The organism is Pseudomonas sp. Y3 TE3536 (genome assembly GCF_053629175.1).
Map to the genome: position 1 here is coordinate 3377286 of NZ_JBRJHU010000001.1, position 26660 is coordinate 3403945.

General features: G+C 62.0%; 25 protein-coding genes, 1 tRNA gene and 1 pseudogene. 14 read left to right on the plus strand and 13 right to left on the minus strand.

Annotated elements, in window-relative coordinates:
* Positions 1-93: 93 nt before the first annotated feature.
* Together AB7M33_RS15320 and AB7M33_RS15325 are read right to left on the minus strand one after the other, a co-directional pair.
* On the minus strand, positions 94-2160 hold the full coding sequence (locus AB7M33_RS15320) for a methyl-accepting chemotaxis protein (protein WP_454243065.1): 2067 nt from the start codon (positions 2158-2160) through the stop codon (positions 94-96).
* 66 nt (positions 2161-2226) lie between these two features.
* Positions 2227-3579, minus strand: a complete 1353-nt coding sequence (locus AB7M33_RS15325; protein ID WP_027594656.1) for an APC family permease — start codon at positions 3577-3579, stop codon at positions 2227-2229.
* Between the two features lie 473 nt (positions 3580-4052).
* Here AB7M33_RS15325 and AB7M33_RS15330 point away from each other — a divergent pair, with 473 nt between their 5' ends.
* Positions 4053-5561: a YdgA family protein gene (locus tag AB7M33_RS15330; protein ID WP_454243066.1), complete on the plus strand. Its 1509-nt coding sequence runs from the start codon at positions 4053-4055 to the stop codon at positions 5559-5561.
* A gap of 215 nt (positions 5562-5776) precedes the next feature.
* Positions 5777-6835, plus strand: a complete 1059-nt coding sequence (gene nadA / locus AB7M33_RS15335; RefSeq protein WP_085272423.1) for a quinolinate synthase NadA — start codon at positions 5777-5779, stop codon at positions 6833-6835.
* A gap of 118 nt (positions 6836-6953) precedes the next feature.
* Here nadA and AB7M33_RS15340 read toward each other — a convergent pair whose 3' ends face one another.
* A complete protein-coding gene (locus tag AB7M33_RS15340) occupies positions 6954-8390 on the minus strand; it encodes a M48 family metalloprotease (RefSeq protein WP_027594653.1) in 1437 nt (478 codons plus the stop codon).
* A gap of 120 nt (positions 8391-8510) precedes the next feature.
* Between AB7M33_RS15340 and AB7M33_RS15345 the strand changes: the two genes are divergently transcribed.
* Both AB7M33_RS15345 and AB7M33_RS15350 read left to right on the plus strand, forming a co-directional pair.
* Positions 8511-8750 carry a sulfurtransferase TusA family protein gene (locus AB7M33_RS15345; RefSeq protein WP_027594652.1) on the plus strand — a complete coding sequence of 80 codons (240 nt, stop codon included), beginning with the start codon at positions 8511-8513 and terminating at the stop codon, positions 8748-8750.
* A 20-nt stretch (positions 8751-8770) separates the two neighbouring features.
* Complete coding sequence (locus AB7M33_RS15350; protein ID WP_027594651.1) at positions 8771-9841, plus strand: AI-2E family transporter; 1071 nt, start codon at positions 8771-8773, stop codon at positions 9839-9841.
* A gap of 100 nt (positions 9842-9941) precedes the next feature.
* On the opposite strand, the gene AB7M33_RS15355 is transcribed toward AB7M33_RS15350, so the two are convergent.
* Positions 9942-10415 (minus strand): peroxiredoxin, encoded by a 474-nt coding sequence (locus AB7M33_RS15355; protein ID WP_027594650.1) that lies wholly within the window; start codon positions 10413-10415, stop codon positions 9942-9944.
* A gap of 10 nt (positions 10416-10425) precedes the next feature.
* Positions 10426-10986 (minus strand): glycine cleavage system protein R, encoded by a 561-nt coding sequence (locus AB7M33_RS15360; RefSeq protein ID WP_027594649.1) that lies wholly within the window; start codon positions 10984-10986, stop codon positions 10426-10428.
* 259 nt (positions 10987-11245) lie between these two features.
* On the opposite strand from AB7M33_RS15360, the gene dapA reads away from it, so the two are divergent.
* The 5 genes from dapA to AB7M33_RS15385 all read left to right on the plus strand — a co-directional run bounded on the left by dapA (position 11246) and on the right by AB7M33_RS15385 (position 14941).
* On the plus strand, positions 11246-12124 hold the full coding sequence (dapA, locus tag AB7M33_RS15365) for a 4-hydroxy-tetrahydrodipicolinate synthase (RefSeq protein ID WP_099430204.1): 879 nt from the start codon (positions 11246-11248) through the stop codon (positions 12122-12124).
* A gap of 17 nt (positions 12125-12141) precedes the next feature.
* Positions 12142-13260 (plus strand): outer membrane protein assembly factor BamC, encoded by a 1119-nt coding sequence (bamC, locus tag AB7M33_RS15370; protein WP_454243067.1) that lies wholly within the window; start codon positions 12142-12144, stop codon positions 13258-13260.
* Positions 13261-14019 (plus strand): MBL fold metallo-hydrolase, encoded by a 759-nt coding sequence (locus tag AB7M33_RS15375; protein WP_027594646.1) that lies wholly within the window; start codon positions 13261-13263, stop codon positions 14017-14019.
* A gap of 29 nt (positions 14020-14048) precedes the next feature.
* Positions 14049-14759 (plus strand): phosphoribosylaminoimidazolesuccinocarboxamide synthase, encoded by a 711-nt coding sequence (gene purC / locus AB7M33_RS15380; protein ID WP_008097517.1) that lies wholly within the window; start codon positions 14049-14051, stop codon positions 14757-14759.
* 92 nt (positions 14760-14851) lie between these two features.
* A tRNA-Ser gene (locus tag AB7M33_RS15385) sits at positions 14852-14941 on the plus strand.
* Positions 14942-15069: 128 nt separating this feature from the next.
* Here AB7M33_RS15385 and AB7M33_RS15390 read toward each other — a convergent pair.
* From AB7M33_RS15390 to AB7M33_RS15405, 4 genes and pseudogenes are all read right to left on the minus strand, one after another.
* Entirely contained in the window at positions 15070-15414 is a 345-nt protein-coding gene (locus AB7M33_RS15390) for an addiction module antidote protein (RefSeq protein ID WP_454243068.1), read from the minus strand.
* Positions 15407-15532: pseudogene (locus tag AB7M33_RS15395) on the minus strand (type II toxin-antitoxin system RelE/ParE family toxin); the annotation flags it as partial. The gene AB7M33_RS15390 and the pseudogene AB7M33_RS15395, both read right to left, overlap by 8 nt.
* Before the next feature lie 63 nt (positions 15533-15595).
* Positions 15596-15871, minus strand: a complete 276-nt coding sequence (locus tag AB7M33_RS15400; RefSeq protein WP_265969904.1) for a DUF3077 domain-containing protein — start codon at positions 15869-15871, stop codon at positions 15596-15598.
* A 136-nt stretch (positions 15872-16007) separates the two neighbouring features.
* The gene (locus AB7M33_RS15405) at positions 16008-16271 is read right to left on the minus strand and encodes a hypothetical protein (RefSeq protein WP_274885136.1); all 264 of its coding nucleotides are present in this window, start codon (positions 16269-16271) and stop codon (positions 16008-16010) included.
* A gap of 427 nt (positions 16272-16698) precedes the next feature.
* On the opposite strand from AB7M33_RS15405, the gene AB7M33_RS15410 reads away from it, so the two are divergent.
* Positions 16699-17862 (plus strand): ATP-binding protein, encoded by a 1164-nt coding sequence (locus AB7M33_RS15410; RefSeq protein WP_099430200.1) that lies wholly within the window; start codon positions 16699-16701, stop codon positions 17860-17862.
* Positions 17863-17938: 76 nt separating this feature from the next.
* Here AB7M33_RS15410 and AB7M33_RS15415 read toward each other — a convergent pair whose 3' ends face one another.
* Positions 17939-18556, minus strand: coding sequence for a LysE family transporter (locus AB7M33_RS15415; protein ID WP_027594642.1), 618 nt, complete (start codon positions 18554-18556; stop codon positions 17939-17941).
* Between the two features lie 205 nt (positions 18557-18761).
* Between AB7M33_RS15415 and AB7M33_RS15420 the strand changes: the two genes are divergently transcribed.
* Complete coding sequence (locus AB7M33_RS15420; protein WP_027594641.1) at positions 18762-18953, plus strand: DUF4223 family protein; 192 nt, start codon at positions 18762-18764, stop codon at positions 18951-18953.
* A gap of 85 nt (positions 18954-19038) precedes the next feature.
* Here AB7M33_RS15420 and AB7M33_RS15425 read toward each other — a convergent pair whose 3' ends face one another.
* The 3 genes from AB7M33_RS15425 to AB7M33_RS15435 all read right to left on the minus strand — a co-directional run bounded on the left by AB7M33_RS15425 (position 19039) and on the right by AB7M33_RS15435 (position 23130).
* Positions 19039-21474, minus strand: coding sequence for a TonB-dependent siderophore receptor (locus tag AB7M33_RS15425; RefSeq protein ID WP_454243069.1), 2436 nt, complete (start codon positions 21472-21474; stop codon positions 19039-19041).
* 155 nt (positions 21475-21629) lie between these two features.
* The gene (locus tag AB7M33_RS15430; protein ID WP_265969909.1) at positions 21630-22595 is read right to left on the minus strand and encodes a FecR domain-containing protein; all 966 of its coding nucleotides are present in this window, start codon (positions 22593-22595) and stop codon (positions 21630-21632) included.
* Positions 22596-22599: 4 nt separating this feature from the next.
* Positions 22600-23130: a sigma-70 family RNA polymerase sigma factor gene (locus AB7M33_RS15435; RefSeq protein WP_099430197.1), complete on the minus strand. Its 531-nt coding sequence runs from the start codon at positions 23128-23130 to the stop codon at positions 22600-22602.
* 334 nt (positions 23131-23464) lie between these two features.
* On the opposite strand from AB7M33_RS15435, the gene mqo reads away from it, so the two are divergent.
* From mqo to AB7M33_RS15450, 3 genes are all read left to right on the plus strand, one after another.
* Entirely contained in the window at positions 23465-25102 is a 1638-nt protein-coding gene (mqo, locus tag AB7M33_RS15440; protein ID WP_454243070.1) for a malate dehydrogenase (quinone), read from the plus strand.
* Between the two features lie 242 nt (positions 25103-25344).
* Positions 25345-25983 carry a hypothetical protein gene (locus AB7M33_RS15445; RefSeq protein ID WP_454243071.1) on the plus strand — a complete coding sequence of 213 codons (639 nt, stop codon included), beginning with the start codon at positions 25345-25347 and terminating at the stop codon, positions 25981-25983.
* Positions 25983-26600, plus strand: coding sequence for a helix-turn-helix transcriptional regulator (locus AB7M33_RS15450; protein WP_027594636.1), 618 nt, complete (start codon positions 25983-25985; stop codon positions 26598-26600). Before AB7M33_RS15445 ends, AB7M33_RS15450 begins: the two co-directional genes overlap by 1 nt.
* The last annotated feature ends 60 nt before the right edge of the window (positions 26601-26660 follow it).

Here is a 26660-nt window from a genome sequence, read left to right on the forward strand (position 1 = left end):
CGCGATCGGGCTGCAGAGCAGCCCCAAGATTTCAGAGGCGTCGCCGATAGTGCTGGGGCTGCTGTGCAGCCCTTTCGCGACACAAGGCCGCTCCTACACGCGAAATTGTTCCATCAGCGCCTGTTGTTGATTGGCCAGCCGGTTCAGCGCCTGGCTTATCCGCGCCGATTCATCGGCCTGGCCAGCCAGCGATTCTGTCACATCACGAATACCTGCCACGTTACGGTTCACTTCCTCGGCCACCGCACTTTGTTCCTCGGCCGCCGAGGCGATCTGCAGGTTCATGTCGCTGATCACCGCCACCGCCTCGCCGATACGCTGAAGGGCCGGCAGCGCCTGTTCCATGCGCGTTGCGCTGGCCTGGGCTTGGCGCTGGCCCTCATGCATGGCGCCCACCACATCCTGGGTGCCTTGCTGCAGGCCCTCGATGACCTGGCGGATTTCCTCGACCGACACCTGAGTGCGTTGGGCCAGGCTGCGCACTTCATCGGCGACCACGGCGAAGCCACGGCCAGCCTCGCCGGCGCGGGCCGCTTCGATGGCGGCATTGAGCGCCAGCAGGTTGGTCTGCTCGGCAATCGCACGGATCACCTCTAGCACCGAGCCGATCTGATCGCTGCGGCTTTCCAGGGTGCGCGCTTCGTCCATCGCGGTGTTCATGTCGGCTGCCAGGCGGTCGATGGCCTGGCGGGTGCTGGCAATCAGTTGCAGGCCTTCGCGGCTTGCCTGGTCGGCGCCACGGGCCGCCTGGGCGGCCTGGGAGGCGTTGTGGGCTACATCCAGCGCGGTGGCGCTCATTTCGTTGGCGGCGGTGGCGACCTGCTCGATTTCCCGGTGCTGTTGCTGCATGCCGCTACTGGTCTGGCTGGCGATGGCGGCGGACTGGTCGGCAGTGCCACGGGCTTCCTGCAGCGAGCCTTTGACCTGGGCGATCACCGGCTGGAGTTTGTCGAGAAAGCGGTTGAACCAGCCGGTCAGTTGGCCCAGTTCGTCCTCGCGGGCATAGTCCAGGCGGCGCGTGAGGTCACCTTCGCCGCTGGCGATGTCTTTCAGGCGTGCGGCGACGGCGAGAATCGGCCGCGTCACGCCGCGCGCGGTCAGCCACACCAGTACCAGGCCCAGCACAGCGGCGCCAAGGCCGATCAGCAGGCTGGTGAGGTTGGCAGTTTGGTTGTGCGCATCCAGGCGTTGATTGAGCGCCATGGCCGGTGCTTGCAGCACGCTTTCAGGCAACTCCAGCAGCACTTGCCAGGGCGCTGCGTCGGGGATGGGGCTGAACGGGTGAGCAACGCGCAGCAAGCCGTTTGGTACCGCCGCGTCCAGCGCTTTGCCGAGCTGGCTGCTGTCGCGGCTGTGGCCCGCCAGCAGGCCGGCGGGGCTGACGATACTGACCTGGCCCTGGCCATCGAAAAGCTCCTGACGGCCGTTCAGGCTCAACTGCTGCAGGTTGTCCAGGCCTATGTCCAGGCCGACCACGCCGACGACCTTGCCGTTTTCCAGCAGGGGCAGGGCAATGCTGGTCATCAGCACCTGGCGGCCGTTGACCTCGTCGAGGTACGGCTCGAGCATGCAGGTCCGGGCGGTTTCTTGCGGGCAGGTCAACCAGCGGTTCTGCGGGCTGCCGCTGGTGCTGGTGCGGGTGTCGGCGAGCATCGCCTCAGGCATGGCTTCTTGCTCCAGCGTGCCTGGGCGTGGCTGCGACCAGTACAGCGAGAAGCGCCCGCTGTCGTTGCTGCCCACGGTCTCCTGGGCGACGAACTGGCTGTCCTGGTGGTCCAGCGCGTCGGGCTGGAACACCAGGTACAGGCCGATCACGTCCGGGTTACTGGCCAGGCTGGCGCGCGCCTCGCGGGTCAGCTCGCCACGCAAGTCGTTGCCGCCGCGGGCCTTCAGCACCTGTACCAGGCGTCGGAAGCCATTACCGTGCTGATAGGCGTCCATGAAGTAGCGCTGGATACGCAGCGCCTGGGTTTCGGCGTGCGCCTGCAGGCGCAGGCGCGCGCTGTGGTCGAGCATTTCCGAGTTGGCCTGGCTGACCAATGCCGCGCTGCGCCGGGCCTGGGTCAGCGAGGTGGTGACCAGCAGTGCGACGATGGCCAGCAGGCACAAGCCGGCAAGCAGGGTGATCTTCCACTGGATGGAGAGGCGACGCAGCGACATGAGGGCTTTCCTTTTCGATCAAGGACAACGCCCGCGGTCAGGCGCGGGCGTTGTCGGCAGCGTGGGTCATTCAGCGATGCAGTTCGGTGGCGCAACCCTGAAGGCCTTGGTCAGCCAGGCCAGGTAGATCACCCCGAGCAGTGCCCAAAGCCCGCCGAACATCAACGAGTGCGCGTTCAGGTCCAGCCACAGCGAAACGATGATGCAGAAGCCGATGGTCGGCAGTACCAGGTACTTCAGCTTGTTGGCCAAGCCTTTGCGGTTGCCTTCGCGCAGGTAGCAGTGGTTGATCACCGACAGGTTGACGAAGCTGAACGCGACCAGGGCGCCGAAGTTGATGATCGACGTGGCGGTGACCAGGTCGAAGAAGATCGCCGACAGCGAGATCAGCCCGACCACGGCGATGTTCATCACCGGTGTCTTGTAGCGCGAGTGCAGGCGGGCAAAGATGCTGGCCGGGATTACATTGTCGCGGCCCATCACGTACAGCAGGCGCGAGACGCTGGTCTGCGAGGCCAGGCCCGAGGCGATGGTATTGATCACGGTGCAGGCGATGAACACCGACTGGAACAGCTTGCCGCCCACGTACAGGGCGATCTCCGGCAGGGCGGCTTCCTGGTCATGGAAGCGCGCCATGGTCGGGAAGTAGGCCTGGATGAAGTACGACACCAGGATGAACACCATCCCGCCGATCAGCGCGGTCAGGAAGATGGCCCGTGGGATGGTCTTGCCTGGGTCGCGGGTTTCTTCCGACAGGCACGTCACTGCGTCGAAGCCCAGGAACGAGAAGCACAGGATGGTGGCACCAGCGGCCAAGGCGCTGAGGTGGGTCTGGTTGTCGGCGAACGGCAGCAGGCTCCAGGTGGTGCCCAGCCCTTCGCCGTGGCCCAGGCCGCGCACGCAGAGGTAGATGAACACCGCAATGATCGCGACCTGCACCGCCACGAACAACAGGTTGAAGTGCGCCACCAGGTTGATACTGCGCATGTTGATCAGGCTGATCAGGCTGACGAACCCGGCCACCCAGACCCACGCCGGCACTTCGGGGAACATGGCCGACAGGTAGAGCTTGGCCAGCAAGGCATTGACCATGGGCAGCAGCAGGTAGTCCAGCAGCGATGACCAGCCCACCAGGAAGCCCACGTGCGGGTTGATGGCGCGCTGGGTGTAGGTGTAGGCCGAACCCGATTGCGGGAAGCGTCGTACCAGGGTGCCGTAGCTCACCGCCGTGAACAGGATGCCGGCCAGCGCCAGGATGTAGGCGCTCGGCACGTGCCCGGCGGTGATGCCGGAGACAATGCCGAAGGTGTCGAACACGGTCATCGGCGTCAGGTAGGCCAGGCCGATGATCACCACGTGCCAGAGGCGCAGGGATTTGCGGAATTGGTCGCCGCCGGAAGCGCTTTGGTCAGGCTGCATGCTGGCGTGGCTCCTGCGGCTGGACGTGAACGGCGGGCACAGTGAGTTGCGCATGCGGCAAGGGCGAGCGGGTGGGCTCCATGTTGTTCACCTTTATTGTTCGGAGCAGAGGGAGGCGCGTGCGAGGCGCCGGTTGTTCTTTGTGGGGTGGGCGCGGTGCAAGTGGTGAAAATAAAAAACGATGGGTAGGTTGGTGTCAAGTTAAACATGACAAGATGTTGCCAAACTGAAATATTTATCGATTTCAATGGGGTTTTGTTCAGTTTTTGCGCGAATTTTTGCGGTTTTGATCGATTTAGATGTTCGTAAAATTGAACGAATAGGATGTTTCCTATGGGCCTATCAGACGGATCCTAAAAGCGGGATTTCTCGGCTTCGGCCACCACCTGCCAGAGGCTGCGGTGATATTCTTCAGGCCTTGCGTGGCACCTTGGCCACGTGTAAGCCCTTATGGACAGCATTCGGTTCTATTCATGAAGAAATCAGTAGGCATCCTTACCGGCCTGGCTATCGCCATTGCCGTCGCAACCACCGCTGGCGCCTGGTACACCGGCGAGCGCTTGCCTGCGGAGCTGGAATATTCCGTCAACCGCAGCAACGCCGAACTGAAAAAAGCCCTGGTGGGCGTCGGTGGCAGCCTGACCGTCGAACTGGTCTCGCTGGATCGGCACTTCTTCAGCAGTACCGCCCAGTACCGGCTCAAGGCCAAGGACATCAACCTGGGCGACGACGAAGTGGTCAGTTTCGATGTAGGCATGACCGACCAGATCGAGCATGGCCCATTCCCGTGGTCGCGGGTCAAGGCACTGAAGCTGATGCCCGTGCTGGCTGTCAGCAACAGCACCCTGCAGAAGGACGATTTCACCGCCCCCTGGTTCGCGGCAGCGGGCGAACAGGCGCCGGTCAGCGCGCAGACCAGCCTGGGCTACGGCGGCAACGTCGACAGTACGGTCCTGCTGGCCCCGCTCAAGGTCAACGAAACCGACGGCAACAGCCTCGCGTTCTCGGGCATGCAGTTGCAGCTCAGCGGCGACCGCGAAGGCAAGGCGACGAAATTCCAGGGCAGCGCCGAGCGCTTCGAAATGAAGTGGGTGCACGACGATCAGCCGCCTGCCACCTTCGAGCTGAAGGGCTTGAAGGTCGACGGCGACCTGGCCGCCACCCAGCACGATGCGATCTATGTCGGCAAGGTCGACCTGTCGCTGGCGGAAACCAAGGTGACCTTGGGGCCCAAGCAGCAGGTGCTGTCGATCAAAGGCTTTGAGCAGAAAGCCCAGCAAGCCCTCGACGGCCCGGACACCGTCGGTGGGCGCGCGGATTACACGCTGGCGGATATCACCTGGGACGGCCGCGCCGTCGGCAATGCGCAGATGGCCGTGAGCATCAAGTCGGTCAATGCACCGGCGCTGCAAGCGCTGTCGCACTGGTACCAGGCGCACTTGCCGGAGTTCGAGGCTGCGGCCGCAGCGGGCCAGGCAGTGCCACAGATCCAGATGGGCGAAGCCGAGAAGGCCAAGTTCCAGGCTGACCTGCAGCAGCTGCTGGCCTCCAAGCCCAAGCTCGCGGTAGAAAACCTGTCGTTCAAGACCGCCAGCGGCGAGAGCCGCTTCAACCTGGCAATGGACTTCGCCAGCCCGGCCTCCTTCGACCTGCCGCCCGACCAGCTGAGCAAACAACTGATCACCGAGGTCAAGACGTCGCTGTCGCTGTCCAAGCCGATGATCGGTGACCTGGCAACTTTGCAGGCTCTTTTGGAAGGGCAGACCGATGCCCAGGCCATCGCCATGCAGTCGAGCCAGGCAGGTGAAATGGTTGGCATGATGGCGCTGCAGAGCGGCATGGCCACGGTGCAGGGCAACGACGTGGTGACCCGCCTGCACTATGCCGATGGCATGGTCGACTTCAATGGCCAGAAGATGACCGTAGAAGAGTTCGCCATGCTGATGTCCATGCGTCTTGCCGCCTTGCAGCCGCAAGGTTGATTCGCTAAGCCTGCCCCGGCTCGTTCGCCGGGGCAGGCTGCATAAAAACCCCTTTTGAATTCCCTCGATTGTCTGTAGCCTTCGGCGTCCGATAATAATCCGCGCCCGCAGAGGGCCGTGATGGCCTGCGCGCCGTCCGGCGCCCTTAGCCGATCTGCCAGGGCCGGGTGATACACTTGATTTGATGCGCGCACGCGCTTGCAGGTCCAGCGATCATGACCCAGATTTCCGAACGCCTGTTGGTTCAGGCCCACCTCGACGCCAAACAGCTCAACCCGCTGACAGCCGAGCAGGAGGCCGAATACCGTGCGGCCATCGCTGCCGAGCTCAAGGCCCAGAACGCCGTGCTGGTCGCCCATTACTACTGCGACCCGGTCATCCAGGCGCTGGCCGAAGAAACCGGCGGCTGCGTATCCGACTCGCTGGAAATGGCCCGCTTCGGCAAGAACCACCCCGCCGAAACCGTGATCGTCGCCGGCGTGCGCTTCATGGGTGAGACGGCAAAAATTCTCACCCCCGAAAAGCGCGTGCTGATGCCCACCCTGGAAGCCACCTGCTCCCTCGACCTGGGTTGCCCGGTCGAAGCGTTTTCGGCCTTCTGCGACCAGCACCCGGAACGCACCGTGGTGGTGTATGCCAATACCTCGGCGGCCGTGAAGGCCCGTGCCGATTGGGTGGTGACCTCGAGCTGCGCACTGGAGATTGTCGAAAGCCTGATGGACAACGGCGAGACCATCATCTGGGGCCCGGACCAGCACCTGGGCCGTTACATCCAGAAGCAGACCGGTGCCGACATGCTGCTGTGGGACGGTGCGTGCATCGTCCACGAAGAATTCAAGTCGCGTCAGTTGGCCGACATGAAGGCGCTTTACCCGGACGCCGCAATTCTGGTCCACCCCGAATCGCCAGAATCGGTGATCGACCTGGCTGACGCGGTTGGCTCCACCAGCCAGTTGATCAAAGCCGCGCAGACCCTGCCGAACAAGACCTTCATCGTCGCGACCGACCGTGGCATCTTCTACAAGATGCAGCAGCTGTGTCCGGACAAGGAATTCGTCGAGGCCCCGACTGCCGGTAACGGTGCTGCGTGCCGCAGTTGCGCGCACTGCCCGTGGATGGCGATGAACACGCTGGAGCGGGTGTTGGAATGCTTGCGCACGGGCAGCAACGAGATTTTTGTTGACCCGGCGTTGGTGCCTAAGGCGATCAAACCGCTTAACCGCATGCTGGATTTCACCCAGGCGGCGCGCTTGAAGCTTTCGGGTAACGCCTGAAAATGCTGGGGCCGCTCTGCGGCCCATTCGCAGCACAAGGCTGCTACTACAGGGGAATGCGATCTCCTGTAGCAGCAGCCTTGTGCTGCGAATGGAGCGCAAAGCGCTCCCGAAAAACTCAGCGCCCCATCATCTCCCGAACCATCCGCTGCTGCTCCATGACCTCGCGCTGGCGCTGATCGATCTGTGACGCCAGCGGGAAGTTGCTCCCCGCACGACGCTTGGCGTAATCCAGCTGCTGGATAGCCTGGTCGAAGTCACCGACCAAGGTGAAGTACTCGGCACGCGCCCGGTGCAAGCCGATGGTATTACCCGACAACCCCCGCACTTCGGCAACGTCGTACCACACATCCGGATCATCCGGCCGGCTCTTGAGCAGGTCGTTCAGTACTTTTTCCGCTTCAGCTGGCTTGTTCTGCTTCACCAGCAGGTCGGCCCGCACCTGTTTCAGCGGGTAGTTGCCCGGGTACAGCCCCTGCATGCGCTCGGCACGCTGCTGGGCGTCAGCGAGGCGGTTGTTGGTGATGTCCAGGTCGATCTGCGCGAGGTTATAGGTAATGTCGTTGGGCGCTTTGGCCAGCAACGGCTTGAGCAGTTCGCGGGCTTCGTTGAGCTGGCCGCCCTTGATCTGCGCCAGGGCCAGGCCATAGCGTGCGGCGTCCAGTTTGGGGTCTTCATCCAGCTGGGCGCGGAAGCGCTTGGCGGCAAGGCCTGGTGTACCTTCGTAGGTAAGGGCCACGCGGGCGCGGATCAGCTGGTAGCGCTGGGTGTCTTCGATGCCGCCCTTGGGCGCCTGCTCGGCGCGGTTGCGCGTGTCGGCAACGCGCGACTCGGTAACCGGGTGAGTCAGCAGGAATTCTGGCGGCTTGGCATCGTAGCGGTACTGGCGCGCCAGGCGCTCGAACATGCTCGGCATGTTGCGCGGGTCGTAGCCGGCCTTTTCCAGGTTCTGGATACCGACGCGGTCGGCTTCCTGCTCGTTTTGCCGCGAGAAGCGCCGCTGCTCTTGGATCGCCGCCGCCTGGGTGCCGGCAATCATGCCGATGCCAGCGTCGCCAGCGCCCCCGGCCGCCAGCACGATGCCAGCCAGCAGCGCTGCCATCATGGGCAGTTGCATGCGTTGCTGGGCTTCGACGCCACGGGCAAAGTGGCGCTGCGACAAGTGCGCCAGTTCGTGCGCCAGTACCGAGGCGTATTCGCCCTCGGTCTGGGCATTGAGGAACAGGCCGCCGTTGACCCCGACGATGCCCCCAGGGGCGGCGAATGCGTTGAGCTCGCGGCTGTCGATCAGGATGAATTCCAGGCGTCGGTCCTGCAGCTGGCTGGTTTCTGCCAGGCGGTACACGCTGGTTTCGACGTAGTCCTTGAGCTGCGGGTCGTTCAGCTGGTTGACCTGGCCACGCAACAGGCTGAGCCAGGCGCGGCCGAGCTGGTGTTCCTGCTGCGGCGAGACGATCGCAGAGCTGGCATCACCCAGTGATGGCAGGTCGTCAGCATGGCCGGGAAGGGCCATCAGGCAGGCCAGCGTCAACAGGGTAGGGCGCAGTAGATTCATGCACGAAGCTCGCGTCGGGTCAAAGGCCTCTACTGTAGCCCGCTCACACGTTGGCGACCAGTGGCGGTATCCTAGCGGGCCTGTTACCAAAGACGTCTACCCGCGTGTGGAGAACCCCTGATGAGTGACACCCTGACCTGCGACGCCGAACTCGACGCCAGCGGGCTGAACTGCCCGCTGCCACTGCTGAAGGCGAAGATGGAACTCAACCGCCTGGCCAGTGGCGCGGTGCTCAAGGTGATTGCCACCGATGCCGGCTCGCAGCGTGACTTCCGCACTTTTGCCAAGCTGGCCGGTCATACCCTGCTGCACGAAACGGCCGAGGCCGGTACCTACACCTACTGGCTGCGCAAGGCCTGAGTCTTAACCAAGGATCGTCAATGTTCAAAGTGCTTCGCGACTGGATGCAGCGCTACTTCTCCGATGAAGAAGCGGTGGTGCTGGCGGTCCTGCTGTTTCTGGCGTTTACCGCGGTACTGACCCTGGGCGGCATGCTCGCGCCGGTGTTGGCGGGGATGGTCCTGGCGTTCCTGATGCAAGGCCTGGTCAACGCCCTGGAGCGCCTGCGCGTGCCTACTCGGCTGGCGGTGGCGGTGGTGTTCGCGCTGTTCATGGGGGCGCTGGCGGTCATCCTGCTGGTGCTGGTGCCGTTGCTCTGGCACCAGCTGATCACCCTGTTCAACGAGTTGCCCGGCATGCTCGGCAAATGGCAGTCGCTGTTGTTGCTGCTGCCTGAGCGCTACCCACACCTGGTGTCGGATGAGCAGGTGTTGCGAGCTATCGAGTCGGTGCGCGGTGAAATCGGCAAGTTTGGCCAATGGGCGCTGACCTTCTCGCTGTCGAGCCTGCCGCTGCTGGTCAACGCCATGATCTACCTGGTGCTGGTGCCGATCCTGGTGTTCTTCTTCCTCAAGGACCGGGAAATGATCGCCCGCTGGGTCAGTGGTTATCTGCCGCGCCAGCGCACACTGTTGAACCGGGTGGGCAGCGAGATGAATCGGCAGATTGCCAACTACATCCGTGGCAAGGGTATCGAGATCCTGATCTGCGGGATTGCCACCTACATCGCCTTCATCAGCCTGGGGCTCAACTATGCCGCGCTGCTGGCGCTGCTGGTGGGCTTGTCGGTGGTGGTGCCTTATGTGGGCGCGGTGGTGGTCACCGTGCCGGTGACGCTGATTGCCTTGTTCCAGTGGGGCTGGGGGGACCAGTTCATCTACCTGATGACGGTGTACGCGATCATTCAGGCACTGGATGGCAACGTGCTGGTGCCGCTGCTGTTTTCCGAGGCGGTCAGCCTGCACCCGGTGGCGATCATCTGCGCGGTGTTGTTGTTTGGTGGGCTGTGGGGCTTTTGGGGGATCTTCTTCGCGATCCCGCTGGCGACGCTGTTCAAGGCCGTGCTGGATGCCTGGCCGCGGCAGGAGCCGAGTGTTTCGCCACTGCTTTGAATGACATTGGGGCCGCTTTGCGGCCCATTCGCAGCACAAGGTTGCCGTTGTAGGAGCAGCCTTGTGCTGCGAATGGGGCGCGAAGCGGCCCCAACCTATCTCAAGCCTTGTTCAAAGCCTGGGCCGCCGCCAAAACGGCCTCCACATGCCCTGGTACCTTCACCCCACGCCATTCCTGGCGCAGCACACCGTCCTTGTCGATCAGGAAGGTACTGCGGTCCACGCCCATGTATTCCTTGCCATACAGCTTCTTCAGCTTGATCACGTCGAACAGCTGGCACAGGGCCTCGTCCTTGTCGCTGATCAGCTCGAACGGGAAGCCTTGCTTGGCCTTGAAGTTCTCATGCGACTTGATGCCATCGCGCGACACGCCGAACACCACGGTGTTGGCTGCGGCAAAGGCGTCATGCTGGTCGCGGAAACCCTGGCCTTCGGTGGTGCAGCCCGGGGTGCTGTCCTTCGGGTAGAAGTACACCACCACCTGGCGACCCTTAAGCTCGGCGAGGCTGACCGTCTGGCCGCTGGTGGCCTGGGCCTGGAAATCGGCAACGGGTTGGTCGAGTGCTACGGCCATAGGGGCTTCCTTACACGGGGTTCTGTGGGCGCCAAGGCTCGATCAGCGCATCCAGGTTCAAGGCATCGGCAAAGTCCAGGAACTGGTCACGCAGCCAGCTGATCTGGGTGCCGGCGGGCAGGATCACGGTGAACTGGGCGTTGAGCATGCTGCTGCCGGTTTGTGGCGCCAGGTAGGTGTCGCAGGTCATGGCTTCGAGCTCGACGCGGTGGTCGAGGAAGAACTGGCACAGCTCATTGATGATGTCCGGGCGGTAGGCCGCACTGACATAGGCCACATAAGGCAGCGCCTGCGGGCGCACCTCCTGGTCGGCGCTGCGCACCACATCGAGGGTCAGGCCGTGCTTTTTGCCCAGGCCCGGCAGGGAAGCTTCAAGACGCGCCAGGGCGTCCCAGCTGCCACCGACCTGCAGCACCAGGGCGCTGGTCTCGCCATGGCGGCTCAGGCGCGAAGTGACGACCGCGCAGCGGTTTTCGAAGGCAGCGCGGCTGAGGACGTTGGCCAGTTCCATGGGGTTTGGGCCCAGGGCACTGATGACAAGGAATTGTTCGCGGACGGTGGGGGTGGACATGCAGCATTCCTAAAGCGATGAGCGGTCGGTGCAGGACAGGCAAAAGCCTCCAGTCGGCAGGGCCCGGGGCTCGCATGCGAGGTCGTGGACGCCGGCGGGGAGCAAGGTCGACGGCCCGGCGGGCCGCGCTGCACCGATCAAAGGGCCAAGGGTAGCGAAATAAGCCGCCGAGGGGAATGCTCCGCCCGCCTGCTTCGCTTGTGCAAGGCCGATGCCCCCAGTACCATTACCGCTCTCTTTTTCCGGCAGGAGCAGTTACATGATTGCGGGCAGTATGGTGGCATTGGTCACTCCCATGGATGCACAAGGGCGTCTTGACTGGGACAGCCTCGGCAAACTTGTAGACTTCCACCTGGAAAACGGCACTCATGCGATCGTCGCCGTCGGCACCACCGGCGAGTCGGCCACCCTGACTGTTGAAGAACACATCGAGGTCATCGAATTTGTTGTCAAACGTGTCAATGGCCGCATCCCGGTCATCGCGGGCACCGGCGCCAACTCCACGTCGGAAGCCGTGCACCTGACCCAGAACGCCAAGAACGCTGGCGCCGATGCCTGCCTGCTGGTCGTGCCGTACTACAACAAGCCGACCCAGGAAGGCTTGTACCAGCACTTCAAGCACATCGCTGAAGCCGTCGACATCCCGCAGATCCTCTACAACGTGCCCGGCCGCACTTCGTGCGACATGCAGGCCGAGACCGTGATCCGCCTGTCGACCGTGCCGAACATCATCGGCATCAAGGAAGCCACCGGCGACCTGGCCCGCGCCAAAGCCATCCTCGATGGCGTCAGCAAGGACTTCATCGTCATGTCCGGCGACGACCCGACCGCTGTCGAGCTGATCCTGCTGGGCGGCAAGGGCAACATCTCCGTGACCGCCAACGTCGCCCCGCGCGAAATGGCCGATCTGTGCGAGGCCGCCCTTGAGGGCAATGCCGAGAAGGCCCGCGCGATCAACGAAAAACTCATGCCGCTGCACAAAGACCTGTTCTGCGAAGCCAACCCGATTCCGGTGAAGTGGGCGCTCGTTGAAATGGGCCTGATGCACAAGGGCATTCGCCTGCCGCTGACCTGGCTGAGCGAAGGCTGTCACGAAAAAGTCCGTACTGCCTTGCGCCAGTCCGGCGTACTGGTTTAATCGAGGAAGTACACCGCATGAAGCGACTGGCTGGTCTTTCCGCCCTTGCCCTGATCATTTCCAGCACCAGCGGTTGCGGCTGGCTGTGGGGCGACGAGGGTTATTTCCGCGACCGCGGCAGCGATTACCTGCAGGCGCACCCGACTGCGCCGATGCAACTGCCGCCGGACGCCAGCAACGTCAAGCGCCTCGACCCGCTGTTGCCTATTCCGCGTAACGTTGCTGATGACCGTGCCACCGGCGAGTTCGAAGTACCGCGCCCGCAGCCCCTGACTGCGGGTGCTGAAGTCAGCGATTTCAGCCTGCAGCGCAGCGGCAACAGCCGTTGGGTCCTGGCCCAGCGCTCGCCCGCCGAAGTTTGGCCGGCAGCCCGTCAGTTCTTTGAAGACAATGGCTTCCGCATTGCTGAAGAGCGCCCACAGACTGGCGAATTCAACACCACCTGGCAGCGTTTAGACGAACTCTCCGCGTCACTCGGTCAGCGCCTGGCGAGCACCGCCAGCAGCGCAGACAGCGAAGTGCGCGTGCGTGTACGCATGGAGCCCGGCGTGCAACGCAACACCTCCGAGGTGTACATCGTCAGCGTCGAGCGCCCGGCCGGCAGCACTGCCGAGCCTGGTTTCCCGTCCTCGTCCAGCAACACCGGGGCCGATGCCCTGCTGGTTGACGAAATGCTTGCCAGCATGAACCGCAGCGCCGAGAAGGGCGGGTCGGTCTCGCTGCTGGCCGCACGCGATTTCGATGCCCCGAGCCGCGTCAGCCTGAGCGAAGACGGCAGCGGCAACCCGGTGCTGTACCTGGGCGCCGACCTGGATCGTGCCTGGTCCAGCGTAGGCCGCGCCTTGGAGCAAGGTGGCGAATGGCGTGTCGAAGACATCAACCGCAGCCTGGGCCTGTACTACATCAACCTGTCCGAAAAGCCTGACGACAAGCAGAACGAGCCGGGCTTCTTCAGCCGCCTGTTCGGCAGTGCGCCGTCCAAGGAAGAGCGTGAAGCCCGTGCCGAACGCTACCAGGTGCGCCTGAGCAAGGTCGGTGAAAGCGTGCAGGTGACGGTCGAGAAAAACATCAACACCGTGGCTCCGGCCGATGTCGCCCGCCGCGTGCTGAGCGCCATTCAGGACCACCTGGGTTAAGTGCGCTTCGCGGTACTCGGAAGCGGCAGCCAGGGAAACGGCACGCTGATCGCCAGTGGTGACACGCTCATCCTGGTCGATTGCGGGTTTTCCCTGCGTGAAACCGAGCGGCGCCTGGCGCTGCTCGGGGTCAGCGCAGCACAGCTTAGCGCCGTGCTGGTCACCCACGAACATGCCGACCACGTGCATGGGGTGGGGTTGCTGTCGCGGCGCTACAATGTACCGGTCTACCTCAGCCAAGGGACCTTGCGCGGCCTGCGCAAGCCGGTGGAGGTGGCCGGTTTTCTCGCGTGTGGCGACAGCCTGCGCATCGGTGGCCTGGAGGTGACGGCGGCGCGCGTCGAACACGACGCCTACGAGCCGTTGCAGTACGTGTTCAGCGACGGCCGACGGCGTTTCGGCATGCTCACCGACCTGGGCTCGTACGATGCGTTGTTGCTGGAGCGCTACCAAGGCCTGGATGCCTTGTTGATCGAGGCTAACCACTGCCGTGACCTGCTGGCGCGCGGGCACTACCCGGCCTTCTTGAAGCTGCGGGTGGGTGGCGCGCAAGGGCATTTGAACAATCACCAGGCTGCGCGCCTGGTGGACGAGTTGGGCTGGAGCAACCTGCAACACCTGGTGCTGGCCCACCTCAGCAGCAAGAACAACCTGCCACAACTGGCCCGCCAGTGTTTCGTCGACACCCTTGGGTGCGACCCGGACTGGCTTCAGGTGGCGAATCAGGAACACGGGCTCGACTGGCGCGAAATCGCCTAGCCCAACTACTCAAGCAAGCGGAGCCCATCATGGAAAAACGCGAAGAACTTTACCGCGGCAAGGCCAAATCGGTTTACAAGACCGACGACGCCGACCGCTTGATCCTGCTGTTCCGCAACGACACCTCGGCGTTCGACGGCAAGCGCATCGAACAGCTCGACCGCAAAGGCATGGTGAACAACAAGTTCAACGCCTTCATCATGCAAAAGCTCGAAGAAGCCGGCGTGCCGACCCAGTTCGACAAGCTGCTGGGCGACAACGAGTGCCTGGTGAAGAAGCTCGACATGATCCCAGTCGAGTGCGTGGTGCGTAACTACGCCGCGGGCAGCCTGGTCAAGCGCCTGGGCGTGGAGGAGGGCATCAAGCTGGAGCCGTCCACCTTCGAACTGTTCCTGAAGAACGACGAGAAGGGCGACCCCTTCATCAACGAATCCCACGTTGTCGCGTTCGGCTGGGGCACCGCCGAGCAGCTGGTCGAAATGAAAAAGCTGTCGCTGAAAGTCAACGAAGTGCTGAACAAGCTGTTCGATGACGCCGGCCTGCTGCTGGTCGACTTCAAGCTGGAGTTCGGCGTCTTCCACGGCCAGATCGTCCTGGGCGACGAATTCAGCCCAGACGGCTGCCGCCTGTGGGACAAAGAAACCCGCAAGAAGATGGACAAGGACCGCTTCCGTCAGGGCCTGGGCGACGTCATCGAAGCCTACGAAGAAGTTGCCAAGCGCCTGGGCGTGCCGCTGTAAGCGGCCCGTTCACGCAAGCGCCTGATACCACGCGAATTTTTTTGAAATAAAGGTTTGCGTTTCAGAAATTCGCTGGTATGATGCGCGCCATTGGAGAGATGCCGGAGTGGTCGAACGGGACGGATTCGAAATCCGTTGTACTGGCAACAGTACCTAGGGTTCAAATCCCTATCTCTCCGCCATACATGTGGTAGATGAAGCCCCTGAAAACGATGAGTTTTCAGGGGCTTTTTCGTTGGTCTCTAATACGCCCTCATCGGTCGCCTGGTCGGCGTCATAAAAGATGTCACCTTGGTCTAGGCGGCATCTTTTACGCTAGATGCTTATCAAGCGGTCTAACCGTTAACTCCACTCCCAGGGCAAGCATGAGCTTCTGAACTGTAGCGAAACGAGTCTTGTCGCCGCCTTTGAGTGTTTTATAAAGAGATTCTCGGTTTACCCCGGCATCCTGAGCGAACTGGTTCACGCCCCTTGCTTTCGCCACTTCTCCCATGGCGTGCATCAAGACCTGAGCGTCGTTAGCCTTCATCGCTTCAGCTAGAAACGCGGCAATGGTTTCAGGGTTATCAAGGAACCGAGAGGCTTCGAAAGGCTTGGTATTGCTCAAATCTAGATCGAGGATTGGCATCTCGTCGTGATGGGCTGTGTTACTCATGATTTTTACCTCGCAGAGCGTCAAGAATTTCCTTCGCTCGTTTAATGCTTCTGGATTGAGCCGTCTTATCACTGCCGTAGAGCATCAGGTAGCGGGTTGTGCCTGTACGCACGTAGTAGTGAGATAGCCATCTTGATGATGGCGCCTTGGCGGAGAGGTTCGATGCCTTCGTTGCCTGTCCCTAATGCTTCATCATCCCCAGTTCCGCATCATCAAGCAGCGCTTTGGCCATCGCGCTCAGGTAATGCGAAGCCCAGATCAACTTCTGATCGCCCTCCATCAACCCCGTCAGGGTCATGTCGCGTACATAGCCCATCAGCTCGGATGCCTGTTCGCGGGCGCTTTGGCAGCAGATGCCGGGCTCGATGCGAAAGAGTGGGTGGGTTTGGTTTTCGCCTTGGTAGAACGTCGTCACGCCGACAGTGGTGGGCGGCTTTCGGGTGGCTGTAGTCGTCATTTAACTCCCTGGAATCTTTAGTGCCGGGCCTGGCCTCTTCGCGGGTGAACCCGCTCCCACAGGTATGGAGAAGAGCCCTGTGGGAGCGGGCTTGCCCGCGAAGGGGCCGGGCCTGGCTACGCAGCTATTCGAACGCTCAATGGACCGTGCCCGGCGCTGCGGGGATGTGCGGCTGCATCTGCAATTGCATCAATGCGGACTCAACCAGGCTTTGTACTGCCTCCATCTCGTGGATGACTGCCTGCATCACGATCGAGTTGGGGGAGGTGGGCTTGAGTTGCACTGATTGGCGGGCTACAGACAGGGCACAGAGGACGTACTCTGTGGATTGAATCAGGGTGTCCTGCAATATCTGCGAGGAATCGAGGGAGTAGGGCGGATCGGGGACTATCTTGCGCATGAAAGCTCCTTGGGTAAGTGGAGCTGCCTGGCAACGCTGTCAAACGAATGGAGGCAGCTATACACAGGTTGACAGACCGGTACCCAAGCAACCCGGCGCACACGAATGTGCCCTATGTACAGCCGCCATGAAGCGCTGCAGCGGAAACTTGGGTTGTCGGCCTGTCAAAGCCAGTCGTTGATTTGGCAACGACACGGCGAGACTAGAGCGCGACCCAAGCACTAGCAACAGTTTGAGCGGCTCGGGAGTATGTTTGGGAAATGGACTACAAGATAGGGGAAAAAACTGAAGGTTGGCTGTAGGGCGGAAAGCTGAGGCCGATAGGATTCGCCCGATCAGGTGGTTCTGATAGCAAAATCTACTGATAGATAGTAATTTTAGCTAGACTTAGCTATCTATTGCTATAGCTCCATCTGAGAGGTGGCCCATGGACCCGTACCGCAACCCTTTCGCACCTGGCGCAGGCAGCCGGCCCCCCGAGTTGGCTGGGCGGGATGTAGTGCTGGAGCATGCCCGAATAGCCTGTGGTCGAGCAGTCAATGGCCGCAGTGCAAGGTCCATGATGCTTCTCGGCTTGAGAGGCACCGGCAAGACCGTACTGCTGAACGAAGTCGGGAAAATCGCAGAGGACGAGGGCTTACTGGTATCCAAAGTCGAGTCTCCGGAAGAAGAGAGCCTGGCTCGTCTGCTTTATCCAGAAATGCGTAAGGTCATGAGGTCACTCTCGACTGTAGAAGCCGCCAAGCAGATCGCCCATCGAGGTCTGAAAGGTCTTCGGGGTTTTGCCTCTATCTTCAAAATCGATATTGCCGGTGTGGAGGTTGGGGTGGAGCCAGAACCGGGGTTGGCCGACAGTGGCAACCTTCAATACGATTTGCCAGACCTCTTCAACGTTATCGGGCGGGCTGCAAAGGCTGCAGGCAAAGGCTGGATATTGCTGATCGATGAGGTGCAGTACCTGTCAGAGGCGGACCTGCGCGCATTGATTGTTTCGATGCATCGTATGTCTCAAGAAGGCCTGCCCGTGCTACTGGTCGGAGCCGGCCTGCCTCAGGTGGCGCGCCTTGCTGGCGAGGCAAAGTCTTATGCCGAGCGGCTGTTTCTCTATCCCGAAATCAATGCACTGGATGCAGAAGCTGCCGCACAAGCAGTATTAAAGCCAATCGTGGACGAGGAGGCATCAATTGCAGAAGCCGCATTACAGGAGATTGTCGTCCGTACCAAGGGGTATCCGTTCTTTTTACAGGAATGGGCCTCTACTGCGTGGAACTGTGCTGAAGGCCCAGAAATTTCACTAGAAGATGTAGTCCATTCATACTCTGAAACGTTGGCTTTGCTCGATGCAGGTTTTTTCAGGGTCCGGATAGATCAGTTGACCCCAGGGGAAGTGCTATTCGTCAAAGCCATGTCGGAGCTTGGTAATGGGCCCTATGCCGTGAGTGATATCGCGAAGGCACTGGGTCGAACCCAATCATCCTTGGGGCCGACCAGAGCTAAGGTAATCTCCAAAGGCATGGCCTACAGTACCGATCATGGTTTCCTGGATTTCACCGTGCCACTTTTTGCGGAGTACATGCGGCGTCAGGGTTGAACGGTGGCAAGTGCACAGTTCGATTAGCCGTGAGCTGCGCAGCAGCCCCGGCTATCTCGAATCCAAATGACAACCCTCAGCGCATCGCCGCCAGCTTGATCCCGAACCCAACCAGGCAAACCCCCGCCAACCGCTCGAACAGGTTGGCAATCCGTGGGTTTGCGCGCATACGTTCGGCCAGCTTGTGGGTCAACACCACCGCAATCAGCCCATACAGGAACGTCACCACCGCCACGGTCGCCGCCAGAAAGCCAAAGGTCAGCAACCCCTGGTGCTTCACCGGGTCGACGAACAGCGGGAAAAACGCCATGTAGAACATGATCGCCTTGGGGTTGAGCAAGGTGATCATCATCGTCTGGCGCAAGTAGTGGCCGTTGTCCATGCGGCTTGCACGCGGGGCGCCGCCGGGTTTGCTCAGCACCATGCGCAGGCCCAGGTAGGCCAGGTACGCAGCCCCCGCCCATTGCACCACGTGGAAGGCGGCAGGGTAGGCGGCAAGTAAGGTGGCAACGCCGGCCACGGCCAGCCACAGCAGCACCTGGTCACCCAGGATGACCCCGAAGGTTGCCGCCAAACCGGCCTTGATGCCACCCTTGCCCGTGGCCGTGATCAAGGCAAAGTTGCCCGGGCCAGGGATGGCCAGGACGATGATGAAGGCGATGACGAAGGCGCCGTAGTCGGTAACACCCAGCATGGGGGGAACTCCTGTAATAGTGCAGGTACAAGGCAGAACTACAGACTATCTTCCCCGGCGGCTTACTTTTCAACTGTCGGTTAATGCTGCGATAACGCGACGTATTGTTACATCGCAGCCCGTGCGACTTGGATCCAATGCCTTGGTTCTGTATGATCCGGGCGCCATCAGTACGATGGCCGACGATTCATTTAAAGGACTTAGTATGAAAAAGCTGTTGAAAGCCACTGTTGCCGTTGCTGTCGTTTCGGGCGTTGCCCTGCTGTCCGGCTGCACTGGTCAAGTCTACAACCAGCAGAAGAACTGCTCGTACGACTACCTGTTCCACCCTTCGGTTTCCATCTCCAAGGTCATCGGTGGCTGCGGCCCGATCGATAAACTGCCTCAGCCGCAGTAATCTTGGCGATACCCTGATCGCGACGCTTGCGGCGTGATCCAAGGACCCCGGTCATGCAGATGGCCGGGGTCTTTTGTTTAAGGGGTCACCAGCGCAACGAAACGGTACCGAGCAAGGTCCGCTCTTCACCCCAGTAGCAACGCCCGGCGTTGTTGCAGCCTGCTACATACTCTTTGTCGAACAGGTTGCGGGCATTGACCTCGACTGACCAATGTTCGTCGAGGGTATAGCCCACCTTGGCATCCACCAGCGTGACATCACCGGTATCGAGCTTGCCGTACAGGCTCGCCGGGGTATAAGCGAAGGTGCTGTCGAAGTGACGCACGCCACCGCCGATCTGCAGCCCCTTCAACAGCCCGTCACGAAAACGGTAGGTGCTCCACACCGATGCCTGGTTGCGCGGCACGCCGGTCATCTGGTGGTCTTCATACAGCGAGCCCGCCACGTCCTTGGTTATGCGCGAATCGGTGTAGGTGTAGGCCGCGGTGAGGTTGAGGTTTTCGCTCAGGTCGCTGTTGAGCTCCAGTTCCACACCCTTGGCGCGGCTGGCGCCGATCTGGCGGTAGTCGCCGACGCTTGAGTCGAACAGCACATCGTCCTTCTTGCGCAGGTCGTACACCGACGCGGTAAAGGCAGTGTTCCAGCCCTTGGGCTCGTACTTGATACCCACTTCGTACTGCTCGCTGGTGGTCGGGTCCAGCGGGCCACTTTTGCTCTCGGTCTGCTGGGTGGGGGCAAAGGCGGTGGAATAGCTGAAGTACGGCGACAGGCCGTTTTCGAACTGGTACATCACCCCGGTCTGCCAGGTGAACTTGCTGTCCCAGCTGTCCATGTCGACTGGCGGGTTGCCGACCTTGTTGCGGAACTGGCTGTTGACCCGGTCCAGGCGCCCGCCGAGCAGCAACACCCAGTTGTCGACCTTGGTTTGCAGCTGGCTGTAGAGGCCGTACATGGTTTGATCGAGCAAGGCGTTCTGCACATGCAGGGGCGTGCTTGGTTTGCCGTTCCAGACCGGATTGAACACGTTGATGGTGCCGCCGTTGCCGGCATCCCAGTCCTGGTTGAACGAAGTGCGGTCAAGGCTCGCCCCCAGCAGCAGGGTGTGTTCGAACGCACCGCTGTCGAAGTGGCCTTCGAACTGGTTGTCCAGCGAGTAGGCGATGGACTTGTTGTATCGGTCGTAGGCAGTGTTGCCCAAGGTGGTGCCGAAGCCGCCGTTGTTCAGGCTGCCTGGCCACATTTCCTGGCGGTCGATGCGCGACTGCATATAGCGCGAGTTCTGGCGGAACTGCCAGGTGTCGTTGAAGCGGTGGCTGAACTCATAGCCCAGGCTCCAGGTTTCGCGTTCGAAGTTGTCCCAGTCCGGGTTGCCGGACAGCTGGTCCTTGTCGATCTTGCCGTTGGGGTTGTGCAGCAAGGTGCCGGCTGCGGGGTAGCCCAACTCCATCAAGGTGCGGTCGCGCTGGTAGGTGGCCAGCACGGTCAGGCTGTTGAACTCGTCGAAGTTCAGGGTCAGCGACGGGGCGATGTAGAGGCGGTCATCAGGCTGGTGATCGACCTGGGTATCGGCGTTGCGGCCCATCATTACCAGGCGGCCAAGCACATTGCCTTCATCGTTCAACGGGCCGGAGACGTCGACACCCAGTTGGCGGCGGTTGTGCGAGCCATAGCTCAGTTGCACTTCGCCGCGGGCCTCGGCGGTCGGCCGTTTGCTGACCAGGTTGACCACGCCACCTGGGGCGTTCTCGCCGTACAGGATCGAGGTCGGGCCGCGGAACACTTCCACGCGCTCGAGGCCATAGGGTTCGCTGCTGGTGTCGTAACGGTTGCCTTGCACCCGCAGGCCATCGCGCAGCAGGCCGTAGCCATAGTCGGTGGCGTTGAAACCACGGATGAAGAACAGGTCGCCCGCCTGGCCGTCACCGCCGGCAAAGGGTGGGGAGAAGATGCCCGGTACATAGCCGAGCACTTCGGTGAGGGTTTGCGATTGCTGGTCGTCCATGCGCTGGCGCGTCACCACCGAGACCGAGCGCGGAGTGTCGGCGAGGGCGCTGCTGGTCTTGCTGGCCGTGGCGCTGGAGACGGCACGGTAGCCCGTGTCGCCCTGGCCATTGCTGGCAGCCAGGGTGGCGGCGTTGATGGCGGTGGCATCCAGTTGCAAAGCATTGCCGTCTTCGACCGGTTGCAGCACATAGCCGCTGCTGCCTTGCGGTACAGCCTGCAGACCGCTGCCTTGCAGCAGTCGGGCCAGCCCTTGGGTGACGCTGTAGCGGCCTTGCAGGCCCTGGCTGGTTTTACCGGCGGCCAATGCGTTGCTGCCGGCCAGGTAGATGCCGGCCTGGCTGCTGAACTGGTTGAGGGCGCTGGTCAGTGAGCCCGGGGCGATATTGAAGGCAGTCTCGGCATTGATCGCTTGTTCGGCGTGCGCCAAAGTCGCCGGCAGCATCAGCGGTGCAGCGGCACAAAGGGAAAGCGGGGCGGCAAGCGCCAGGCGAAAGGCGGGGTGGAGGGGCGTCGGCATGCTGGTCCCTGAGGTCGATACGGTCAGTTGAGGGAGGTTGTGAGGGGTTAACCGAACGAGATTGGGAAAAGGGAACCGGTTGGTGCGGTTTTTTTGCATGAGGATTGTGGGGGGTATGGCGCTACAAACCTATCGGCAACCACCAGCCCCACTCCTCACGCCGGCTCGACGCTCACCCACCAGGGCGTCAGCCTTTGCACACGAACCGGCAGCGCCGCCTGCAGCAGGTCGAGTGCGCGGTCGGTATCGTTGAGCGGAAAAGCCCCCATCACTGACAGCTGTGCCACCGACGGGTGCCAGCCCAGGTGGCCATGGCGATAGCGGCCCAGCGTCTGCAACAGCTGCGCCAGGGGCATGTCCTCGGCATTCAGGCGCTGATGAATCCACGACTCGCCCGCGCTCTGCGCCGGGCGCGGCGCGCTGATGCCCTGGGCGGTGAAGACCACCTGCTGCCCGGCCTGGACAATAAGGCGCTTGGCCCGCTGCGCAGTGCACACTTCGACCGCACCGGCGTACACGTCCAGCCGCGTGGTCTCGCCCTGCTGGCACACCGCAAAACGGGTACCCAGGGCTTGCATGCGACCTTGCGCGGTGTCGACAAAAAATGGCCGGCGCGAGTCGGCGGCGGTTTCCACCAGGATTTCGCCAAAACGCAACGTGAGCACGCGGCTCAGCGCAGAGAACTCCAGGTCCACTGCACTCTGGGCGCCCAGCCACAGCTGGCTGCCGTCGGCCAGGCGGGTTTGCCGGGTTTCACCAATGCCGGTGGCAAGGTCGGCACCCCAGCCCGGCAGTGGCGCACCCCGCCAGGCCTGCCAGCCGAGCAGCGAGCTGGCGCCGAGCACCAGCAACGTCTTGAGCCCGGTGCGCCGGCTGAAGCGGCGCGAGTCTTGCTCGCGCAGGGCCCGGCCCGCGGCAGCGCCTTCGGCCTGCAAAGGCGCGAAGCGCTGGCCGACACGTTGCACGTAGTGCCAGGCTGCGCGGTGGTCGCCGTGCTGGTCGAGCCAGTGTTGCCACTGGTGGTGCACCTGCGGGCCGGCGTCCTCGTCCTGCAGTTGCACGTACCAGTGCGCGGCTTCTTGCAAACTGGCGTGGCTGAGTTTCTGTGTGGGTGTGCTCATGGCGTCATTCCACCAGCACGCCGTCGAGTTCGGCTTCAAGGATGGCGCAGTGCAAAAAGGCCTGCGCCAGGTACTTCTTGATCATGCGTTCGCTGACGCCAATGTGCGCGGCGATGTCGCGGTAGGCCAGGCCATCGAGTTGTGCCAGCAAAAACGCCTGGCGCACCTTGCCGGGCAAGCGCAACAGCATCGCGTCCACCTCGTGCAGGGTTTCGACGATGATCGCTCGCTGCTCGGGGGAAGGCTGCACGGCTTCGGGCTGCAACGCCAGCTGTTGCAGCCAGGCATGCTCCAGCCGCTGGCGCCGCCAGTGGTCCACGCACAGGCCACGGGCGATGGTGGCCAGGTAGGAGCGTTCAGCGCGCTCCCCGTCGAATTGGCGCGGGCGGTTGAGGATGCGCAGGAACGTGTCCTGAACCAGGTCGGCAGCATCGCAACGGCTGCCCAGGCGCCGGTACAAAAAGCCAAGCAACCAGCGCGAATGGCTGTGGTACAGGGTATGGATCGAGGTGTTCAACTCAGGTATCGAAACCACGGCGGCATCCGGCGCGAGCGCGTACTGGTGCGAATGAGAAATGATCGCAATAGTAGGGGCGGCGGAAGAATACTGCAATCGCTGTCGAATATTCCCGCGTGGCTGGGACAACCTGTCGCCTTGACGCGCAGCCCCTCAATTTGTTTGTGCTGGCAATTCAGATACAATCGGAAAAACGTTTCAGCGATGGCGGGTCAATTCGACCATCGGCTGGGCGTTCACTGTTTCTCTTGGCTGCTGACTCCAATGATCAATAACAAGCGCGCGCTGAAGGACAGAACGACACGAGGCCCCGCCTAGGCCTCCCTTACGTGCTAACCATTGGGATTGATCAATGTTCAAGAAAGCTGGCAAGACCTTGCTGGGTCTGGCTGTCGCGGCGAGCGTCATGCAAGCGCACGCGGTAGAAACCAAGAAAGTCGACGTGCTGCTGGTCGGCGGCGGCATCATGAGTTCCACCCTGGCGGTCTGGCTGCACGAGCTGGAGCCGAGCTGGTCGATGGAAATGGTCGAACGCCTGGACGGTGTCGCCGAAGAAAGCTCCAACGGCTGGAACAACGCCGGTACCGGCCACTCCGCGCTGGCCGAGCTGAACTACACCCCGGAAGACAAAGACGGCAACGTCAACATCACCAAGGCCATCGAAATCAACGAAGCCTTCCAGATCTCCCGCCAGTTCTGGTCGTGGCAGGTGCGTCAGGGCGTGCTGAAGAACCCGCATTCGTTCATCAACAGCACCCCGCACATGAGCTTGGTCTGGGGCGATGACAACATCAAGTTCCTCAAGAAGCGTTATGACGCGCTGCAGGCCAGCCCGCTGTTCCGCCCGATGCAATATTCCGAAGACCACGCGCAGATCGCCAAGTGGGTCCCGCTGATGATGGAAGGCCGCGACCCTAACCAGAAGCTGGCCGTGACCTGGACGCCGATCGGTACCGACGTCAACTTCGGCGAGATCACCCGCCAGTTCGTTGGCCACCTGAAGACCCAGGACAAGTTCGACCTGAAACTGTCCAGCGAAGTGCAGGACATCACCCGCAACAAGGACGGCTCCTGGCACGTCGAGTACAAGAACCTGAAGGACGGTACCGAATCGGCCACCGACGCCAAGTTCCTGTTCATCGGTGCCGGCGGCGGCGCGCTGAAGCTGCTGCAGAAGTCGGGCATCCCTGAGGCCAAGGAATACGCCGGCTTCCCGGTGGGCGGCTCGTTCCTGGTGACCGAGAACCCAACCGTTGCCATGCAGCACATGGCCAAGGCCTACGGCATCGCCTCGACTGGCGCGCCACCCATGTCGGTACCGCACCTGGACACCCGCGTGCTGGACGGCAAGCGCGTAATCCTGTTTGGGCCATTCGCGACCTTCTCGACCAAGTTCCTGAAGAACGGCTCGTACCTCGACCTGCTGGGCAGCACCACGCTGCACAACGTGTGGCCGATGACCAAGGTTGGTATCGAACAGTACCCGCTGGTGGAGTACCTCGCGGGCCAGCTGATGCTGTCTGACGACGACCGCTTCGAAGCCCTGCGCACCTACTTCCCGAACGCCAAGAAAGAAGATTGGCGCCTGTGGCAGGCCGGCCAGCGCGTGCAGATCATCAAGCGTGATGCCGAAAAAGGCGGCGTGCTGAAGCTGGGCACCGAAGTCGTGGCCTCCGAGGACCGCACCATTGCCGGCCTGCTGGGTGCCTCGCCAGGTGCTTCGACTGCTGCGCCGATCATGCTGAACGTGCTCGAAACCGTGTTCAAAGAGAAGGTGGCGACGCCTGAGTGGCAAGCCAAGATCAAAGAGATCGTGCCGAGCTACGGTACCAAGTTGAATGATTCGGCAGCCGCCACGCAGAAAGAGTGGAACTACACCGCTGAAGTGCTGCAGTTGGAGAAGCCGCCCGTGATCGACGCCAGCGTCGATTTCGGTGCTGCGCCAGGCAAAGCGGTTGAAAGCAAGCCTGAGAACGACATGGCGCTGTAAGCGACACTGTTGTGAACGAAAGCCACGGGGGTGACCTCGTGGCTTTTTTATTGCCTGTACCGGCCTCTTCGCGGGTGAACCCGCTCCCACAGGTTTAAGCACAATACCTGTGGGGGCGGGTTCACCCGCGAAAGGGCCGGCACCGAAAACCGCTGATCGGAAACCCTGGCGGGAGCCAATAAAAACATATATTGATGCTTAAATTAATCTTGTCAGTCGATCCCCTCCAGGAGGGTGCCGTCATGAACCTCAAGATTGCTGCCTTACTGCTGCTAGCGCTGTGCGCACAGCCGGCATGGAGCCAGAGTTACTCAACCGCTACCCCCGCCGCCAAACCCGCCCAAGCCGGTGCACTGACCACGCGCCTGGCCCTGCGCGACCTGTGGGTCGAGCACATTTTCTGGGTCCGCAACTACGCCGTGGCCAACCAGGCCGGCAATGCCAAGCAAGCCGCAGTCGCCGCCAACGAAGTGGTCGCCGATGCCACCCGCATCGCCAACAGCATTGCGCCGTTGTACGGCCAGACGGCAGCCGACCAGTTGCTCAAACTGCTTGCCGGCCACTGGGGCGCCATCAAGCATTACAGTGACGCCACCGTGGGCAAGGAAAAAAGAGGCCAGCAGGCCGCTGTCGATGAACTGACCAGCAACGCCAAGGCGCTTGCAGCGTTCCTGGCCAAGGCCAACCCCAACCTGCCCGAGCAGACCCTGATCACGATGCTCGGCGCCCATGGCGGCCATCATATTGCGCAGATCGACCAGCTTGCCGCTGGCGACTATGCCGGTGAGGCACGCACCTGGGGGATGATGCGCGAGCATATCCTGGCACTGGCGGACGCCTTGACGGCGGCGCTGGTCAAGCAGTTCCCGGACAAGTTCTGATGCTCGAAGGGCTTGGCCGTACCCAACAGGACCTGCTCCATGCATTGCTGCATCAGCCGGCTGGCATGAGCATCGACGACCTGGCGCAGGCCCTGGCCATCACCCGCACCGCGGTGCGTCAGCACCTGGCCGCACTGGAGCGTGACGGCTTGGTGATGCGCGGTGCCACCCGGCCTACCGGGCGCCGCCCGGAGCAACTGCACCAGCTCACCGAGCATGCCCGCGAGCTGTTCCCGCGGCAGTATCCGCTGTTGGCCAATCTGTTGATCGATGAAGTGGCCGGCATCATCGGCCATGACGCCTTGCAGGTGCTGATGCGCCAGTTGGGGCGCAAGCTGGCGGCAGACCTGGAGCGGCAGGTGGTGGATGAAGCGCGCATCGTTCAGCACATGAACACGGCCGGGTATGAGGCCGAGGTGTTCTTTCGCTCAGCCGGGGAGCCGCAGATCGTGGCGCACAATTGCGTGTTCCATCACCTGGCCAAGGCGCACCCCGTGGTGTGTGAGCTGGATCTGGCGCTGATCGGGGCGTTGGGGGGCGCCGAGGTCAGCCATGAAGAATGCATGCTGAGGGGAGGGCAGGTGTGCAGGTTTGCACTGCGTAAGGAACAGACTTGATGCTGATAGTGCGGGCCTCTTCGCGGGTAAACCCGCTCCCACAGGATCTGCGCCAACTTC